A 17,011-nucleotide genomic window follows, 5' to 3' on the forward strand; every position below is an offset into this window, starting at 1 on the left:
TTAACAATGCAGTTTGATAAGATTCGCGGCTTTGCTTTCGACCTTGATGGTGTCATTGCCGATACTGCTCGTTTTCATGGTCAGGCTTGGCACCAAGTAGCTGACAAAGTGGGGACACCGTGGACCTCGCAACTGGCTGACGGACTCAAGGGTGTGTCCCGGATGGATTCGCTGGAAATGATTCTAAAAGCTGGCGGACACGAGAATGAGTACAGTCAGCAAGAAAAGGTGCAGTTGGCAACGGCCAAGAACGATAATTATCTGCGGTTGGTTGAAACCCTCACACCTGAGGACATTTTGCCGGGGATGAAGAGCTTTTTGGACGAGTTACGGGAAAAAGATTACCTGCTGGTATTGGCGTCAGCTTCTAAAAACGCCCCGAAAGTCTTGAAATACCTGCAGTTAAGTGATTACTTTATGGGGATCGTGGACCCGGCGGCCCTGTCACACAGTAAGCCAGACCCTGAAATTTACTTACGGGCGGCAGAACTGTTAAAGTTGCCGCCAGAAGAAGTGGCGGGGGTTGAAGACGCGCAAGCAGGCATTGAAGCAATCAATGGTGCTGGTGAACTGTCCATCGGTATCGGGAGAAGCTTAACGGGTGCCGACGTTCGCTTTGATTCCACTGTTGATGTGACCCTGGAAAAATTGATGGAGTTAAAATAACAGTGTTAACGGTGATGCCGTTTCAACACGTCGGTAGATGAAAATGCCCGTAGCGCGTGGCTTTGCCAGGACGTTACGGGTATTTTTATATTGGGAGTTAACTATTGACAACAATGTATATTGGTCACCACTGGGTTTTATGCAGTTTATTAAATTCAAGTTGGAGATGAATACCTAGTTATTGTCGTAATAGACTTTCAGTTAAAGCAGCGTTGCGAACCAATGAGACGCTGTTTTACTAAGTACTGCTTTAATCTTAGCAAGCCGGTTTTTAATTCACTAATCGAGTTGGTGGCTGAGAGTGATACCCGTAAGAATTGCTTATCAGGATTGGCAACGGTAGTAAAACGGTCTGAATGAAAGCAACGCAGGTGGAGTTTCAATAAGTCCTGCTCAATTTCCTTGCCTGTCTTTGCTGATCCGGTTAGCGGTAAGCGCCGGAAAAACGCCAGATTAGTAAGCTGGTTTTTGGGAGCCGCAGGGAAGATGGCATTAAATTGACGGTTCATTGCGGTGGCTGCCTGCAGCTTCTCTTGAATAATCTTGGCAGCAATTCCAGTTTGAATAGCAGTGGTGGCAATGGCTGCGTTTAGCGTGGACGTTTTAACACTGATATTAAAAAAGCTGTTTTCAATCTGGGTGGTTGCTGTAGAAGGAAAAGCGAGGTAAGCAATTCTTAACCCTGAAGCAATCGTTTTTGACATACTGCAAACGTAAAATGTTTGTTGAGGTAACAATTGGAAAAGTTTTGGTGGATGTTCTGAATTGTAATAGTTCAGAAAACTAAGGTAATCATCTTCAATTACTTGGAGCTTGAATCTTTTGGCAACTGTTGCAAGGTCTTGCCTGCGCTTTGTACTGATAATGGTTCCTGTCGGATTTTGATACTCAGGCATGAGGTAAAGTCCACTAATGTTGTTGATTTTACAGCTTCGTTCCAAATCAGCTGGCAGCATACCTTCATCGTTATTGGCAATGGCTACTAAACAAATGCCTAACATTTTTGTCGGTTCAGTTGAATTTATTATTGGCAATTTATTATTGCAGCATTTTCAACCGTTGACAGTACTGATCTTGACCCTCCTAGTTAACTCACGGCATATTTTTTATGGTATTACAATGTGGCAGATTGCAAGAAATAACTTGAACGAATTTAGTGACGTAGATTAAGCAAGAAGATCTCGATTGGTGTGTGCCAGTTAAGACATTTAAGTGGTCGGGAATTCAGATACCAATTAATTTGAACCAGCTGGCGATCGCTCAACTCTTCAATGGCTTGTCCCTTGGGAATAAACCGTCGCAAAACTCGATTACGGTTTTCATTACTACCGCGTTCATGTGGTGAATAAGCATGGGCAAAATAAACCGGAGTACCAGTTTGCCGTTCAATTGTCTGATAGTTAGCGAACTCTTTACCATGATCCACGGTCAGCGTCTTGAGCTTGTCTTGAAGTTGACTAGCTAGTTCAAGTACGGCTTGAGTCATGGACTGACTGTCGCGGCCATGGAGCCGTTTAACAATTGTCAGGCGACTCTTACGCTCCACAAAAGTAGCCACAGCTTGACCTTTACGCTTGCCAGAAAGCACGGTATCAGCTTCAAAGTGGCCGAATTCCTGGCGAGTTTCGACTTTATGAGAACGCTCCTCAATGGAGCGGCCGTGACTGAACGTACCACGCTTTTCTTTAGCACGATGACGACGCATTCCATGATCAGGCAAATCGGGTAACTGTACATCAAGCCATCCTTGATCAATCCAGTTATAGACCGTCTTGTAGGCAATCCCCACCACATGGGCAACTTGTTCAGGGGACCACTTCTGGACTTGAATCTTTTCTTCGATCAAGTGTTTAAGGTTTTTAGTGAGCGAAGACTTCCGCCCCCGTTGACTAACCTTGCGTTCAAAGTCAGTTTGCGCTAGCTCAGCCCGGTACTCACTATTTAGCCGGTGAAGTTCGTTAAAGACTGTGGTTTTACTAAAGCCTAAGTAATTAGCGATGTATCGTAAGGAACGTCCTTCATTATGAAACGTTTCAATGACAACGCGGTTCTGGAATGATAAAATAGTGGTGCCCATAAAGGTCCTTCTTTCTAATGGAATGTTGTGGTAGCACCATTAAAGACCTTGATGGGTTTTTCTGTCCACTTAAATGTTCAACTTAAATTTTACAATTTGCCATGTTAAAAAAATATTCAAATAGTGGCAGGCTCAAGCCTTTTTTGATTTATGGGATGTGTGACGAATCTTTTTCGCTGAATGCTACTTTGAAAGTTCCCGTAAATTTGGATAAAAACTACGTTTACTTTTATGTCACCATTTTTAATTATTGTAGTTGGGTATTGGGTGCGGGACTCGGTGGGTTATTTGGCAGTCTGGTTCAACTAAACGTTCAGGGACTGGACTTTGTAATGACGGCTTTATTTATTGTGCTGTTCACCGAACAGCTAAAGTCCGTCCATTCACGACAAAACGCCTTTATCGGACTACTTATGACGGTGATTAGCCTAGTAGTCTGCGGTCCAGATACATTCTTGTTAATAACCCTTCTCTTGTTATTACTTATCTTTACAATCAGTTATTTCTGGAAGAAAGGGATGGTGAACAATGACAATTAGCCAACAGATAATCTCAATTGTAATTGCCGCAGTCGCAACAATGGCAACCCGTTTTCTTCCTTTTCTAATCTTTAATCGATCAGATTCAATGTCACCGTATCTGGAACAATTGGGCCGTTTTCTTCCTGCAGCCCTGATGGGTGTTCTGGTTGTCTATTGTTATCGGCACTTTTCACTCTTAGATCCGACGAAGGGGATAATCGCTCTTTTGGCCGGGCTGTTAACCCTGGGGCTTCACCTTTGGAAAGGCAACATGCCATTATCAATCTTAGTGGGAACGGGAACGTACATTGTTCTCCTTCATTGCTTTGGGTAACACAAGGAAAGATGGTGTTCCGAACTGCGAAATGGTTGAGGTTAATTGTAAAGTATGCTATGGTTAAGGCAATTTTAATAGGTTTATCTTCAAGGCGGGGTGAAATTCCCGACCGGCGGTATAGCCCGCAACCCGCGTTCGCGGTAGAATCCGGTGAAATTCCGGGTGCCGACAGTAAAGTCTGGTATGCAGAAGATTGCTAAATAATGGTTGAGATGGTCAACCTGGCGTCCTGAAGTATTTCGGGGCGCCTTTTTTAGCAAACCTGAAGATAACCTCAGGGAGGTTATTTTGATGAAAAGCAAGTCGTCGTTGAAAACCCACCGTTTGGCTATTGTGGCCTGCCTGGGCGCCCTTAGTTTTATTTTGATGCTGTTTGAGTTCCCGGTAATTCCCGTTGTCCCGTACTTGAAAGTAGATTTTTCTAACGTCATTGTCTTGATTGCGACTCTCATTGACGGACCGCTAACTGGCCTGGCGGTGGCAGTGGTGAAAGCTGTCCTCCATGCGTTAGTTAATGGGTTGTCAGTAGGAACATTGTTGGGATCGTTTAGCGACCTTTTAGCAACAGTGGCGTTGTTGTTGCCATTTGGGTGGCTGATGAAGGACAGTCACTCCCAGAAGCGTTTCTGGTTGAGCTCGTTAGTGGGTGTCTTGCTGATGACAGTTCTGATGGCACTGGCTAACTGGTGGGTTCTGACACCACTATATATGAAACTGTGGGCCTGGCAACCAACCTTACCGATTGTGAAACTAGTGGTTATGGGAGTAGTTCCTTTTAACCTGATAAAGGGACTTTTGTTAGTAGTCGTTACCGATCTCATTTATGTCCACTTGCCATCACGAGTGAGTGGGCGGCTGAAATAAGGCAGGAAAGTAAAATTGCAGGGAAATTACTTAATTAACTTAATCAGCCCCCGACCCCGGCGTTACCGGGTGATTGAGGGTACCTTGAAAGGGCGGCAAACGGTTGCCACCCTTTTTTGGGCTCAACAGTACCAGATTCAGGGGTGGTTCGGTTATCAGCGACAGCTTGCGCGCGCCCAATTTGATAATCAGTTAACAACATGGGCAAAAGCGGGGATTGTGGTACTTGATCAGCAAGCAAAAACGGTGACACTGACACCAACTGGTCAACAGCTGGCTGCTGAGTATCGCCGAGACCATTATTTACCGCAATGTGGCCACTTGTCCTGGTTAGTCAACACAAACCGGCTCGCCCAGCGGCTGCTGCTGGCGATTCAAGTTGCCAGTGAGTTCGCCCACCATAGCCACCGTTATTTACCACTAGACGTGTCAACCGCAGAAATGGCAGCCGTCAAACAGTGGTTTTACACTTACCGGGAGTCGATAGTGTCTACCGTTGGTGAGGAATGCTACCAGTTAGGAGAGTCTTTAGCAAAGACTGATTCACGCTGGCCACAGTTATTTGTGTCACAACTAGTTGGCTGGCAAACGACTGGAATGTACGACCAACAGCTTCAGCGGAGTCTTCAAGTTAGTGCTGATAGTCTTTCGTTGATGAAGCACGATGTTTGGCTGGCAATTGCCAACCAGCTGAATGCCCACAATGACTGGTTGCTGACTATCCTCATTAAACCACTACTACGTCGATCGCCGTTAAGTGCCAGTGCAGAGCAAACATTAACTGCTTACTTAGGCGGGATGCATATCCAGCAGATTAGCGAACGCCGTCATTTAAAGGTCACCACGATTCGCGAGCACTTATTGTCAGCGGCTATTCAACTGCCTGGAGTGCTCGATGCACGACAGTTGATTGGTCAACAGCGTTGGCGAGAATTTAGGAGGCGCTATACGGGGCCGGTTGACCAATGGCACTGGGTTTCTAAAGATAATGAAGATCCTGCTGAATCTTTTTTTGCATTTCGTCTTTATCAAATTGTGAGGAGTCAGCATATTGATGGATGAAAAACAACTCAAACACCTGTTGAAATCAGAATTTGGTTTTGACTATTTTCGCCCAGGTCAGCTGAAAACGATTCAGACTCTGCTGGGCAACCACCACGCACTGGCCATTTTGCCCACTGGCTCCGGCAAAACGTTGATTTACCAGTTTATCAGTAAGGTCAAACCGGGGTTAGTATTGGTCATTTCACCGTTACTCTCGCTGATGCAAGACCAGCTTAACCGACTGCGATTGGACGGTGAGAAACGGGTGGCGGTGATTAGCTCACTGGTTGACTTACGTGCTCGCCAGGAAGTGCTTGACCACTTAGCGGAATACCATTACCTCTTTTTGTCACCAGAAATGGTAACCAGTCCGCGGATTGAAGCTGCTTTGCGGCGTTGCCAGCTAGGTCTCGTGGTAATTGATGAGGCCCACTGCGTTGCGGAATGGGGCCCTGATTTTCGTCCCCATTACTTACTGTTAAAGCAGACGCTGGCAAACTTAGCTAACCCGTTAACCCTTATGCTTACCGCGACGGCAACCCCACGCATGGCAAAAGATATTATTAGCCGCCTTGGCTTTCGGGGAGGGGATGTGCGTGTGATCCGGCAAAGTGTTGACCGGCCCAACATTATGCTGGCTGTCAAACAAGTCGCTAATGACCATGAAAAGCGTCTGGAACTGAAGCGGTTAGTGACTCGTTATGGTGATGGCGGAATTATTTATTTTTCTAGTCGAAAGCTGGCAACCCAGCTGGCGGAATGGCTTGCCCGGGAAGCAGGGATAATCGCTGCACCTTATCATGCGGGGATTGATTCTGTCGAGCGCTACCGGATTCAGCAACAGTTTATGACCAACCAGTTGCAGGTGATTTGCGCGACTAGTGCTTTTGGGATGGGGATTGATAAGGATGACGTCAGATATGTTATCCACTACCACCTCCCGAAAAGCTTGGAAGCCTACGTTCAGGAAATTGGCCGGGCAGGCCGCAATGGCCAACAAGCACTAGCAGTGCTCCTTTATGCGCCGGGAGACGAGCAGTTGCCATTGGCCCTGAGTCGGGTTGAACTGCCATCAAACGAACTGATGCTGGACTACCAACACCACCAAATCAAAACTGATGAATTAGGGGAGTCAGGTGAACTATTGGCTTTTTACCTCGACCATGGCTGGCAGCCTACGCAAATCCGTCAGTTGTTTGAGCAGCGCTGGCGACTGGCAAAAAAACAAGTAGCCGCGATGAAGGACTACGCAACAGCAAATGCTTGTCGCCGTCAAATAATTAGTGAACACTTTGGCGAACGACTAACACGAAAGCCTACCTGGTGCTGTAGTTTTGACGAACCTGATTGGGATCAGCATGTTCACTTACCCTCGATTAATGAGGAGAAATCATCACAACAGCCAGTTAATGACTGGCGACAGCAGTTATCCTTGTTATTTAATTTTGTCGCTAAATCTGCTAGTGGTCTGGACAGTCACTAATTAGTTGCGATACAATTTTTAAGAGTATTTTGAAATGAGGAGGGTGCTTATGAGCGAGAAACGCGAAGATCAGCACCAGCAAGATGAAAAGCTATGGGACAAGACCTTTACTCAGGATCCAAATATCGGTAGCGATGGTCACTTGTCACGGACAGAATATCGCAAGCGTAATTCTCATAACACGATGGTGACAACCATTTTGGTAATTGTCATTATTGTCTTGGCGGCAGCACCAGTTCTTTACTGGATGAACCACCAGCAGTCGTTTAATCATCCGGTGCGGACCGAGAAAACGGCGAAAAGCAGCCACACGGCGAGTAAGCGAAAACAGTCATCTAGCCACAAGGAAAGCAAACGTCATCGCAAGCAATCCACTGCTAAATCCAGTAGTACTTCTAGTGAGTTGAATAGCGAGGAATCAGCAAGCAGCAGTCATTCAACGGCTGGTGCCAAGTATACAACGGTGGAACAGGGTCAGGGTATCTACCGGGTTGCCGTGAACAACGGGTTGACCGTGGATGAATTGGCACGTTTGAATAATATCTCACCAAACGCTCAGCTTCATCCAGGTCAGCGTTTACGTGTGAAGTAAGGAGAATTAAGATTGAACAAGCAAATTCAAGTAGCCATTGATGGACCGGCATCGTCGGGCAAAAGTACGGTTGCCAAGATTATCGCCAGTAAGCTGGGTTTAGTGTACTGTGATACCGGTGCGATGTACCGGTCGGTAACGTGGGCCGCACTGGACCGCCAAGTAGACCTGGCTGATCAGCAGGCTGTTGCTAAACTGGCTTCGCAAATTAAGATCAGTTTTCAACCCGGAACGCCAGACCAGCGTGTTTTTGTTGATGACGTAGAAGTGACTAAGCCTATCAGGGAAGCGGCAGTCAGCAGCAACGTTTCAACTGTCGCTGCCATCCCGGCTGTTCGTCAGGCCATGACTGACCAGCAGCGAGCAATTGCGTCTCGTGGTGGAATTATAATGGATGGCCGCGATATTGGGACAACCGTTTTGCCAAATGCGCAAGTTAAAATTTTCCTAGTGGCGTCGGCTCATGAACGTGCTGTTCGCCGCTATAAGGAAAATGTTGCCAAGGGCCTGGACAGTCAGTCGTTAGCGGACATTGAAGCAGCGATTAAGCTTCGTGATCAAAAAGATTCGAGCCGGAAAGTATCACCACTGCGCAAGGCTGATGACGCGGTTGAGTTAGATACAACTTCATTGAGTATCGATGAGGTTGTTTCACGCATTTTATCGATTATCGAAAAAAGCAGGTAACAATTTAGTTAAATTGTAGTCATGACCAGCTTTTTCTGTTAGAATATCTATCAGAGTTGTGTTGCAAGGAGGATTTTTATTAATGGCTGAAAACGAAAACAAAGACGCAATGCTTAAAGCGCTTGACAGCATCAAGCAAATCAAGATTGGTGATGTTGTTAAGGGTAAAGTACTGCAGATTGACGATGATCGTCAGGTAATTGTGGGCATTGAAGATGCCGGTGTTGAAGGTGTTGTTCCGGCAAAGGAACTGTCCTCAAAGCCAGTCGAAGACGTCAACGAAGCAGTGAAGAAGGGTGACGAACTGGACCTGGTTGTTATCGCTAAGATCGGTAGCGACAAGGAAAACGGTTCTTACCTGTTGTCACACCGGCGCTTAGAAGCTCGCAAGGTTTGGGATGAACTGCAGGCTAAGTTTGATGCTGGTGAAACAATTACTGCCAAGGTTACCCAGGCTGTCAAGGGCGGTCTGGTTGTTAACGCTGGCGTTCGCGGCTTTGTTCCGGCCTCAATGATCACTGATCACTATGTTGAAGATCTGAACCAATTCAAGGGTCAAGAACTTGAATTCAAGATCATCGAAATTGAACCGAGTGACAACCGTCTGATTCTTTCACACCGTGAAATTGTCAAGGCTCAACACGAAGAAGCTGCCAAGAAGATTTTTGCTGAATTAGCACCAGGTGACGTTGTCGAAGGTACTGTTGCCCGGATGACTAACTTCGGTGCATTCATTGACCTCGGTGGTGTTGACGGTCTGTGCCACGTTTCTGAAATTGCCTACGAACACGTTGACAAGCCTTCAGATGTTCTGAAGAGCGGTCAAAAGGTTAAGGTTAAGGTTCTGAATGTCGACCCAGAACGTGAACGGATCTCACTGTCTATTAAGCAGACCCTGCCTGGTCCATGGGACAACATCGAGGAAAAGGCACCAGTTGACTCTGTTTTGACGGGGACTGTTAAGCGCCTGACTAGCTTTGGTGCATTTGTTGAAGTTTTCCCAGGCGTTGAAGGTTTGGTTCACATTTCACAGATTTCACATAAGCACATTGCTACTCCAGCTGATGTGCTGACTCCAGGTGAAGAAGTCAAGGTTAAGGTATTGAACGTTGACCCTGAACGTCAACGCTTAGGCCTTTCAATCAAGGCTCTGCAAGAAAAGCCTGCTGGTGCTGAAGATAACGGCAACCACCGTCGTGGTGGCAACCGTCGTCCTCGTCGTCGCAGTTTTGCTGCAGATGCTCCTGAAGAAGAAAACGGCTTTACGCTTGGTGACCTGATCGGTGATGAACTGAAGAAGGCTGGCAAGTAATTAAGTGCCATCACGGATTGACCGTTTTGCGTATTTAATTAAATTTTAAAGAGGGGTGCGGTGGACAATTGTTGCCGCACCCCTTTATTGTGCTGGGTTTTTCATTATAGAAAGGAGAATCAGGATGGCAGCTCCAGTTGTTGCGGTTGTTGGCCGCCCAAATGTTGGTAAATCGACCCTCTTTAACCGGATTGCCGGTGAACGTATTTCGATTGTTGAAGATACTCCTGGTGTAACTCGTGACCGGATTTACGCTCATGCCGAATGGCTTGGTAAGGAGTTTTCACTTATTGATACCGGCGGGATTGAAATTTCTGATCAGCCGATTTTAACGCAGATTCGCCAGCAAGCCGAAATTGCGATTGATGAAGCTGATGTGATTATTATGGTGACGGACATTGATACTGGCGTCACCGCTGCTGATGAGCAGGTGGCGAAGATTCTTTACCGTTCGGATAAGCCGGTCGTGTTAGCGGTTAACAAGGCCGATAATATCGCCCGGCGTAACGATGCCTATGATTTTTATTCACTAGGCCTTGGTGAACCATACCCGGTATCGAGTGTTCACGGTGTTGGTATTGGGGACTTATTGGACGCCGTTGTCGATGACTTGCCAGAAGATAAACAACAGGCTCATGATCGTTCAATCCACTTGAGTTTAATTGGACGCCCAAATGTTGGGAAATCATCATTAGTTAACGCGATTCTGGGAGAAAACCGGGTCATCGTCAGTGGTGTTGCCGGAACGACTCGTGATGCGGTCAATACGCATTTTACAGATGATCAGGGTCACGAGTTTACAATGATTGACACCGCCGGCATGAAGAAGAAGGGCAAGCTGTATGAGAACACCGAACGCTATGCCCTTATGCGGGCGATGCGAGCGATTGACGATTCGGACGTTGTCTTGGTAGTCCTGAACGCTGATGAGGGGATTCGTGAGCTAGATAAGCATATTGCCGGCTACGCTCATGAGGCGGGCAAAGGTGTAATCATTGTCGTTAATAAGTGGGACCTCTTGAAGGGCCATAAGCAGGAGACGATGATTGATTTCACTAACCTTATCCGTCAGGAATTTCAGTACTTATCGTATGCGCCAATCATTTTCGTTTCTGCTAAAACGAAGCAACGGTTAAACAAGCTGCCAGAGTTGGTGGCAACGGTTTATCAACATCATAACCGTCGTGTGCAGTCGTCGACGCTGAATGATGTTCTCGTCGATGCGTTGGCTGCTAACCCGACACCGACAGTTAACGGGCGTCGTCTGCGCGTTTACTATATGACTCAGGTAGCAGTTGCCCCGCCAACGTTTGTTGTTTTTGTTAATGATCCGGAACTAATGCATTTTTCTTATCTTCGCTACCTAGAAAATAAGATTCGCGATGCCTTTGACTTCACGGGGACACCAATTAAGATCATTAAACGCCATCGACAGTAAAAAGTGACGGACCGTTGTCCAAAATATTGATAAAAAGGACGAAAAAGCCGCCTAAACCGCTTGCGAACAGCGTTTTACTATGATAATCTAAATCATGAAATGATACGACTTTTCGTTATTGTTTCGTTAATTTTGGACCACTCAAAATTAACTGAGCACAGCCGTGAATAAATACGGCAGATGTGGGAGGTGAAAGTAATGGCAAACAAGGCAGAACTGGTGAACAACGTTGCAACTGCAACTGGTCTGACTAAGAAGGACGCTACTGCTGCTGTTGATGCAGTATTTAGTTCAATCCAGGCATCACTGGCTAAGGGTGAAAAGGTTCAACTTATCGGTTTCGGTAACTTTGAAGTACGTCACCGTGCAGCTCGTAAGGGCCGCAACCCACAGACTGGTAAAGAAATCCAGATTCCTGCAAGCAAGGTTCCGGCATTCAAACCGGGCAAGGCTTTGAAGGACGCCGTTAAGTAATTAACGTCGACATTACTGAAGTGATGGTCACTAGGACCATCACTTTTTTATTTGATGAGAGCCTTTCATTGGGCTTTAACCATATTTTTGGTAAAATACTGCTGGATTAATGAAAGGGGTTCTGACAGTGACATATTCCGCACAAGTGCTCAAAGAAATTGATGATGGCCATTTGAAGAAAGCCTACCAGCTGTTGGCCAAGGCTTTAGAAAGCGACGATGACGAAACGCTCTTTAACCTTGCTGGCGAATTAACGGCGCTTGGCTTGACGGACAAAGCCGGGGAACTTTATCGCTTATTACTGAAGCGGTACCCGGATGAAGATCAGTTGAAGACTGCACTGGCTGAGATAGCGATCGATGATGGAGATAACGACCAAGCGCTGCAATATTTGAACCAGGTGAAGCCATCATCACCAGCTTACGTTCAAGCCTTGTTAGTGGCGGCGGACCTATACCAAACAGAGGGTGAAGTGGAAGTCTGTGAGAGCAAGCTCCTGGAGGCATATCAGCAAGCTCCACAAGAGCCGGCTGTCCTGTTCGCCTGTGCTGAATATTATTACCTCGTTGGTAATTTTGAACGGGCAATTCCCTTTTATTTCGCCCTGATTCAACTCGGTATAACAAACTTTTCTGCAGTTGACCTAGCTGGTAGACTGGCAATGTGCTATGCACAGCGTGGTCATTACGAGCAGGCGCTCGGTTATTTTAAACAGGTCGCACCTACAGCAATGACTAGCGACTTGCGTTTTCAAACTGGGATGACTCAATTACACTTAAAGCAGTTTGAACAGGCGGGCAAAACACTCCGCCAATTGATTGAAGACGACCCACAGTATACGAGTGCATACGAGCAACTAGCGACGGTTTACCAGCAGGAACATAAATTAGACCAGGCGCTGAAAACCCTTCAGGAAGGGTTAGGAATGGATGAGTACAATGAGCAGCTTTTTGTCCATGCTGGACAACTGGCTAGCCGGCTCGGCAATAGAAAGTTAGCAGAAAGTTACTTTGCACAAGCTCACCAGTTAGCTCCAGATAACGTTACCGTTGCGCTGGCTTACAGTAATTACTTGTTGCAAGCGGGGCAGTATCAGCCGAACTTGGAACTGCTTAAACCATTAGTTAATGCCGAAGAAGTTGACCCGCAGGTAGAATGGAATATGGCGCGGTCTTATTATGGGCTGGACAAATTAAAGGCTGCTGCTCCTTATTTTCAAGCAGCAGCTCCGCTGTTAAAAGACGACTCGCAATTTCTTCATGATTATGCCCAGTGGGCAAGGGCTGCCGGTGACTTGACCACTCTTAAGAGTGTCTTGCAGCGTTACTTGCAATTAGAACCAACCGACAGTGAAATGGCGGAACTCTTTGATGAATTGAACTGATAACAATAAAAAGCAGCCTTCGGATAATAACGGAGGCTGCCTTTCTTTATTCCTGCTGATTTACTAGTAAACGCTGATAGTAGAGGAGGGAAGCAGGAGTAAGATTTAGTTTTCTCATAATGACACTGTTTGGTTGTCCTTCAAGTGTCCTTAGTTTGTTAAGGAGGTAGTCCTGGTGTAGTTTGGTCGGTGATAAGTCCATTCCTAAGTACCGTTCGTCACTGTGAAGGTACTTGTGAAGGGCAGAATTAGAAAGACGTGGGTTAGCTAGGTCAGCCCGCTGTTTCAAAAACAGGTCATCACATTGCTGTTTGTCAACCAACGGCTGGTGAAAAGCGGCAAAGGAAGTCCAAAATTGTTTTTCCCCACTAACGACCGGTGTTAATTGGCGACATGATTTGACGAATCCAGGTTGGAGAAACTCACCGACGGTAAAACCATGAGCGAGCAGCAATAATGTCAGCCTAGTATAGAAGCTGACTTGCTGGTCAGCGAGAATTCGCGGTAATTTATTGAGCCATTCACGGTTGCGAAGCTTGTTAGTAGGTTTGACTGCCTTGCCATGGAGGGGGAGCGTTGGGTAGTGATCGATTAAATGGTTTTCAAACAGGTAAGTGAAGTAACGGTTTAACTGGGCAAGTGTTTTATTGTGGGAGTTTAAAGTGATTTTTCGCTGTTCTCGAAGATAGTTAAGGTAGGCTCGCAGGTCAGTAGTGGAGACAGAGTTAAGCGAATCGGTCAGGGCTTCTGGACGATTAGCGGACAAAAAAGTCAGCAGCTGGTGGATTGTCTGACCATAAGAATCGATAGTCGAAGCGGCGAGCCCCTGGTTGGTAAGGAACGTAGTGAATCCTTGTTTAGCGGGATAGGAAGACATGGTTAACCTCTTTTATAAAAAGTAATTATTTACCTTAACTTAGCACAAAATAACAAACCCTTCAACACTAACAATCAACGCCGGCTTTTGCTAAAATGGAACCGACAATTAATGAGAGGGGCGTAAAAATGGGATCGACTATGGTAATCAAACAATTACCCGCGATTTTTGAACCGGCCCGGCCAGTCTTACAGCGAATTGAAAATGCAGGCTATCAAGCTTACTTTGTGGGTGGCTGTGTTCGTGACACGATTCTTGGGGACCATATTCATGATATCGATATCGCGACAAGTGCCTATCCAAGCGAAATCAAGTCGCTTTTTAAACGAACGGTCGATACTGGAATTCAGCACGGAACAGTGATGGTCTTAGATCACGGAACTGGTTATGAAATTACGACTTTTCGAACCGAGAGTGGGTACCAGGATTTTCGACGACCAGACAAGGTAACCTTTGTCCGTTCACTTGCAGATGACCTCAAACGACGCGACTTTACGATCAACGCTCTTGCCTTACGCGAAAATGGTGAGGTAATTGACTTGTTCAACGGGTTAACTGATCTAAAAAAACACGTTATTCGTGCCGTTGGCAAGGCAGACCAACGTTTTCACGAAGACGCTTTACGAATGATGCGGGCAGTCCGTTTTGCCAGCAAACTCGATTTTGATATTGACGCGATGACCCTGCATGGAATTGCTGACAATGCTCAATTACTCAGTAAAATTGCTGTTGAACGTATCCAGGTAGAAATGGAAAAACTGCTCCTTGGTCAAAACCCGCCTGCAGGTTTAGTTGCGATGGTGCAAACTGAACTTTACCGTTACTGTCCCGGCTTATCCAATGCCAAGACTGCCCTCACTCAATTGACACTGATGAGGAATTGGCAATTAAGCAATGCCACTCAAGCCTGGGGAACGTTGGCAGTTGCACTGGGACTTAATAGTCATTCGAGCCGGACTTTCCTAAAACAATGGAAACTGTCGAACCAGCTAATTGAGAGTGTTCAAACCTGCTTGCCGGCTGTCTCTGCCATTAAAGCAAGGTCGGTTTCAGCTGAGATTCTCTATCGGTGTGGTCGTGATGGGGTAATCAACGCTAACCAAATTGCCGCTGTCTTCGGCTGGGATCTCCCGGTACAGGAACTACTTGATCATTATCAACAGTTGCCCATTAAAAATAGTAAAGAATTGGCAATAACTGGCGGCGACCTGATTAAAAAAGGGCTGATGACTCCTGGGCCAGACCTCGGTAAAACATTGAAATGGGTTGAAAAAGCGGTAGTTAACCAGCAGGTGGAAAACCGTCCAGAAAAAATTATAATGGCAATTCGCCAGCGGAAAGAGGAATTATAATGCAGATGCTTCGTGCTGATGACCTGACGAGTACTTATGGAGAAAAAACACTCTTTGACCATATCTCTTTTCTGATCAAAGAACACGACCGAATTGGCCTCATCGGGGTGAACGGTAGTGGCAAGACATCGTTGCTTAACGTTATTAGTGGCCATACTAGTGCAGAAGAAGGTAATATCGACCATCCACATGACTACACGATTGGCTACCTTGAGCAGCAGCCACCACTGGATCCTGAGAAAAGAATTATTGACGCGGTTTTAGCTGGGGGCCAACCACTCTTTCGTTTAATTCGCCAATACGAGAACTTGGTCGGCAACTTTAGTGGGACCACGGAAGAAAATGACCGCTTGGCAGTCCTCCAACGGCAGATGGACCAGCAAGATGCCTGGGAAGTTCAGAGTCGGGTGGAAACTGTTTTGACTCAGCTGAAAATCAAGGACATGGGGGTCAAAATTGGTGAAATGTCAGGTGGCCAGCAAAAACGAGTGGGACTCGCCCAGGTTCTTATTCAGCAACCGGACCTATTATTGCTTGACGAACCGACCAATCAGTTGGACATTGACTCCATCGTTTGGCTGCAAGACTACCTTGCCAAGTACCGGGGGGCTGTCATGATTGTTACCCATGACCGTTACTTCTTGGACCAGGTGGCTAACCAGATTTGGGAACTGTCCTTTGGCAAGCTTTACAAATATGACGGTAATTACCAGGACTACGTGGCAGAAAAAGCGGCACGCGAGGAGCGGGAAACGACCGCGGAGCATAAGCGTCAGCAACTGTATAAACACGAATTGGCCTGGATGAAGAAGGGAGCCAAAGCCCGTTCTACTAAGCAGAAGGGGCGGATCAATCGATTCCATGAACTTTCCCAAACGGTAGGAACCTTACGAACGGAGGATAAGCTCGATATTGGTCTGGGATCGACTCGCTTGGGCCACGATGTTTTGGAATTGAAGGATGCTAGTCTGAAGGTTGGTTCGCACAACATTTTCCAGCACTTTAACTTACTGATTGAAGCTGGCGAGCGTTTGGGTATCAGTGGTAATAATGGGGCCGGAAAAAGTAGCCTGCTGAACGTTTTAGCAGGCCGGTTGCCATTAGACGGTGGCACCCTTAAGGTTGGTGAAACTGTTAAGATTGGTTATTACACCCAACAGACCGAGCCAATTGACGAAGATAAACGGGTGATTAACTACCTAAGCGAAGTAGCTGAAACGATTTATGACGACCAGGGGCAAAAGATTAGTGTTACTCAGTTGCTAGAACGGTTCTTGTTTCCACGGTTTATGCACGGAACGCTCATTCGAAAACTATCCGGTGGTGAAAAACGGCGGCTTTATTTGCTCAAAATACTGATGCAACAGCCTAATGTGCTACTACTAGACGAACCAACTAACGATCTTGATATCAGTACGTTAACTGTCCTGGAAGACTATCTTGATCACTTTGCTGGGACTGTAATTACGGTTTCACATGACCGCTACTTTTTGGATAAGGTAGCGGACCAGCTCCTGATTTTTCAAGGAAATGGTCAAATCCAACCGGCAACTGGATTATTTACTGATTACCTGAAAAATGCAGCTGACCAACTGAGCCGTCAGCGGAAGCCACAGCAGAAAACAAAACAGAAACAAGCCAAACTGCAATCAACCAAAGCAGCAAAACATAAGCTGACTTATAAAGAACAGGTGGAGTGGCGCGGTCTGGAGCCTGCTATTGAAAAGCTTGATCAGCGGAGCAGTGAGCTTAATGACGAGATGGCAGCCAACGGCGACAACTACGAGAAACTGGCCGAGTTGCAAAAAGAACTTGACGAGGTCAATGCTGAAAACGATAGAAAGATGGCACGTTGGGAGTACTTAAGCCAATTTGTCGATGATGACAAAATTTAGGGGGGGGA

The 17,011-nt window shown here is 46.3% G+C and carries 18 protein-coding genes and 1 riboswitch; of the genes, 15 read left to right on the top strand and 3 right to left on the bottom strand.

The features are described from left to right. Positions 1-6 precede the first annotated feature (6 nt). Positions 7-666 (top strand): beta-phosphoglucomutase, encoded by a 660-nt coding sequence (gene pgmB / locus C1710_RS07345; protein ID WP_102281468.1) that lies wholly within the window; start codon positions 7-9, stop codon positions 664-666. A gap of 197 nt (positions 667-863) precedes the next feature. Here pgmB and C1710_RS07350 read toward each other — a convergent pair whose 3' ends face one another. Beyond that, the gene (locus C1710_RS07350) at positions 864-1,562 is read right to left on the bottom strand and encodes an aminotransferase class I/II-fold pyridoxal phosphate-dependent enzyme (RefSeq protein ID WP_102281470.1); all 699 of its coding nucleotides are present in this window, start codon (positions 1,560-1,562) and stop codon (positions 864-866) included. A gap of 94 nt (positions 1,563-1,656) precedes the next feature. Between C1710_RS07350 and C1710_RS08365 the strand changes: the two genes are divergently transcribed. Then, a complete protein-coding gene (locus C1710_RS08365) occupies positions 1,657-1,836 on the top strand; it encodes an AzlC family ABC transporter permease (protein ID WP_235858014.1) in 180 nt (59 codons plus the stop codon). Here the strand turns inward: C1710_RS08365 and C1710_RS07360 are convergent. Further along, entirely contained in the window at positions 1,820-2,743 is a 924-nt protein-coding gene (locus C1710_RS07360) for an IS30 family transposase (RefSeq protein WP_102279266.1), read from the bottom strand. The two genes, C1710_RS08365 and C1710_RS07360, sit on opposite strands and share 17 nt — an antisense overlap. A gap of 155 nt (positions 2,744-2,898) precedes the next feature. Between C1710_RS07360 and C1710_RS07365 the strand changes: the two genes are divergently transcribed. The 11 genes from C1710_RS07365 (at position 2,899) to C1710_RS07415 (ending at position 12,879) form a co-directional block, all read left to right on the top strand. Then, entirely contained in the window at positions 2,899-3,282 is a 384-nt protein-coding gene (locus tag C1710_RS07365; protein ID WP_235857989.1) for a hypothetical protein, read from the top strand. After that, a complete protein-coding gene (locus tag C1710_RS07370) occupies positions 3,272-3,598 on the top strand; it encodes a branched-chain amino acid transporter permease (protein WP_102281475.1) in 327 nt (108 codons plus the stop codon). Before C1710_RS07365 ends, C1710_RS07370 begins: the two co-directional genes overlap by 11 nt. Positions 3,599-3,679: 81 nt before the next feature. Then, a riboswitch (FMN riboswitch) is annotated at positions 3,680-3,799 on the top strand. Positions 3,800-3,892: 93 nt separating this feature from the next. Further along, on the top strand, positions 3,893-4,465 hold the full coding sequence (locus tag C1710_RS07375; protein ID WP_102281477.1) for an ECF transporter S component: 573 nt from the start codon (positions 3,893-3,895) through the stop codon (positions 4,463-4,465). A gap of 15 nt (positions 4,466-4,480) precedes the next feature. Beyond that, positions 4,481-5,527, top strand: coding sequence for a helix-turn-helix domain-containing protein (locus tag C1710_RS07380; RefSeq protein WP_102281480.1), 1,047 nt, complete (start codon positions 4,481-4,483; stop codon positions 5,525-5,527). After that, positions 5,520-6,992: a RecQ family ATP-dependent DNA helicase gene (locus C1710_RS07385; protein WP_102281482.1), complete on the top strand. Its 1,473-nt coding sequence runs from the start codon at positions 5,520-5,522 to the stop codon at positions 6,990-6,992. Before C1710_RS07380 ends, C1710_RS07385 begins: the two co-directional genes overlap by 8 nt. A 49-nt stretch (positions 6,993-7,041) precedes the next feature. Then, positions 7,042-7,584 (top strand): SAG1386/EF1546 family surface-associated protein, encoded by a 543-nt coding sequence (locus tag C1710_RS07390; RefSeq protein WP_102281485.1) that lies wholly within the window; start codon positions 7,042-7,044, stop codon positions 7,582-7,584. Between the two features lie 12 nt (positions 7,585-7,596). After that, positions 7,597-8,271 (top strand): (d)CMP kinase, encoded by a 675-nt coding sequence (gene cmk, locus C1710_RS07395; RefSeq protein ID WP_102281487.1) that lies wholly within the window; start codon positions 7,597-7,599, stop codon positions 8,269-8,271. Positions 8,272-8,353: 82 nt separating this feature from the next. Next, complete coding sequence (rpsA, locus tag C1710_RS07400; protein ID WP_102281489.1) at positions 8,354-9,583, top strand: 30S ribosomal protein S1; 1,230 nt, start codon at positions 8,354-8,356, stop codon at positions 9,581-9,583. A 124-nt stretch (positions 9,584-9,707) separates the two neighbouring features. Continuing rightward, positions 9,708-11,021 (top strand): ribosome biogenesis GTPase Der, encoded by a 1,314-nt coding sequence (der, locus tag C1710_RS07405; RefSeq protein ID WP_102281491.1) that lies wholly within the window; start codon positions 9,708-9,710, stop codon positions 11,019-11,021. Positions 11,022-11,219: 198 nt separating this feature from the next. Beyond that, positions 11,220-11,495 carry an HU family DNA-binding protein gene (locus tag C1710_RS07410; RefSeq protein ID WP_102281494.1) on the top strand — a complete coding sequence of 92 codons (276 nt, stop codon included), beginning with the start codon at positions 11,220-11,222 and terminating at the stop codon, positions 11,493-11,495. Between the two features lie 127 nt (positions 11,496-11,622). Next, positions 11,623-12,879 (top strand): tetratricopeptide repeat protein, encoded by a 1,257-nt coding sequence (locus C1710_RS07415; RefSeq protein ID WP_102281497.1) that lies wholly within the window; start codon positions 11,623-11,625, stop codon positions 12,877-12,879. A 46-nt stretch (positions 12,880-12,925) separates the two neighbouring features. Here C1710_RS07415 and C1710_RS07420 read toward each other — a convergent pair whose 3' ends face one another. Then, entirely contained in the window at positions 12,926-13,756 is an 831-nt protein-coding gene (locus C1710_RS07420; protein ID WP_102281500.1) for a phage integrase N-terminal SAM-like domain-containing protein, read from the bottom strand. Positions 13,757-13,896: 140 nt separating this feature from the next. Between C1710_RS07420 and C1710_RS07425 the strand changes: the two genes are divergently transcribed. Both C1710_RS07425 and C1710_RS07430 read left to right on the top strand, forming a co-directional pair. Beyond that, positions 13,897-15,108, top strand: coding sequence for a CCA tRNA nucleotidyltransferase (locus C1710_RS07425; protein ID WP_102281817.1), 1,212 nt, complete (start codon positions 13,897-13,899; stop codon positions 15,106-15,108). Next, positions 15,108-17,003, top strand: a complete 1,896-nt coding sequence (locus tag C1710_RS07430; protein WP_102281503.1) for an ABC-F family ATP-binding cassette domain-containing protein — start codon at positions 15,108-15,110, stop codon at positions 17,001-17,003. Before C1710_RS07425 ends, C1710_RS07430 begins: the two co-directional genes overlap by 1 nt. Positions 17,004-17,011: the final 8 nt, after the last annotated feature.

It is taken from the genome of [Lactobacillus] timonensis, assembly GCF_900240275.1.
In the GTDB taxonomy this organism is placed as follows: domain Bacteria; phylum Bacillota; class Bacilli; order Lactobacillales; family Lactobacillaceae; genus Limosilactobacillus; species Limosilactobacillus timonensis.

Excerpts from the sequence above, each read along its gene's own strand:
- pgmB (WP_102281468.1), top strand. The coding sequence starts at position 7 with ATGCAGTTTGATAAGATTCGCGGCTTTGCTTTCGACCTTGATGGTGTC.
- C1710_RS07350 (WP_102281470.1), bottom strand. The coding sequence starts at position 1,562 with ATGCCTGAGTATCAAAATCCGACAGGAACCATTATCAGTACAAAGCGC.
- C1710_RS08365 (WP_235858014.1), top strand. The coding sequence starts at position 1,657 with ATGCCTAACATTTTTGTCGGTTCAGTTGAATTTATTATTGGCAATTTA.
- C1710_RS07360 (WP_102279266.1), bottom strand. The coding sequence starts at position 2,743 with ATGGGCACCACTATTTTATCATTCCAGAACCGCGTTGTCATTGAAACG.
- C1710_RS07365 (WP_235857989.1), top strand. The coding sequence starts at position 2,899 with ATGTGTGACGAATCTTTTTCGCTGAATGCTACTTTGAAAGTTCCCGTA.
- C1710_RS07370 (WP_102281475.1), top strand. The coding sequence starts at position 3,272 with ATGACAATTAGCCAACAGATAATCTCAATTGTAATTGCCGCAGTCGCA.
- C1710_RS07375 (WP_102281477.1), top strand. The coding sequence starts at position 3,893 with ATGAAAAGCAAGTCGTCGTTGAAAACCCACCGTTTGGCTATTGTGGCC.
- C1710_RS07385 (WP_102281482.1), top strand. The coding sequence starts at position 5,520 with ATGGATGAAAAACAACTCAAACACCTGTTGAAATCAGAATTTGGTTTT.
- C1710_RS07390 (WP_102281485.1), top strand. The coding sequence starts at position 7,042 with ATGAGCGAGAAACGCGAAGATCAGCACCAGCAAGATGAAAAGCTATGG.
- rpsA (WP_102281489.1), top strand. The coding sequence starts at position 8,354 with ATGGCTGAAAACGAAAACAAAGACGCAATGCTTAAAGCGCTTGACAGC.
- der (WP_102281491.1), top strand. The coding sequence starts at position 9,708 with ATGGCAGCTCCAGTTGTTGCGGTTGTTGGCCGCCCAAATGTTGGTAAA.
- C1710_RS07410 (WP_102281494.1), top strand. The coding sequence starts at position 11,220 with ATGGCAAACAAGGCAGAACTGGTGAACAACGTTGCAACTGCAACTGGT.
- C1710_RS07420 (WP_102281500.1), bottom strand. The coding sequence starts at position 13,756 with ATGTCTTCCTATCCCGCTAAACAAGGATTCACTACGTTCCTTACCAAC.
- C1710_RS07425 (WP_102281817.1), top strand. The coding sequence starts at position 13,897 with ATGGTAATCAAACAATTACCCGCGATTTTTGAACCGGCCCGGCCAGTC.
- C1710_RS07430 (WP_102281503.1), top strand. The coding sequence starts at position 15,108 with ATGCAGATGCTTCGTGCTGATGACCTGACGAGTACTTATGGAGAAAAA.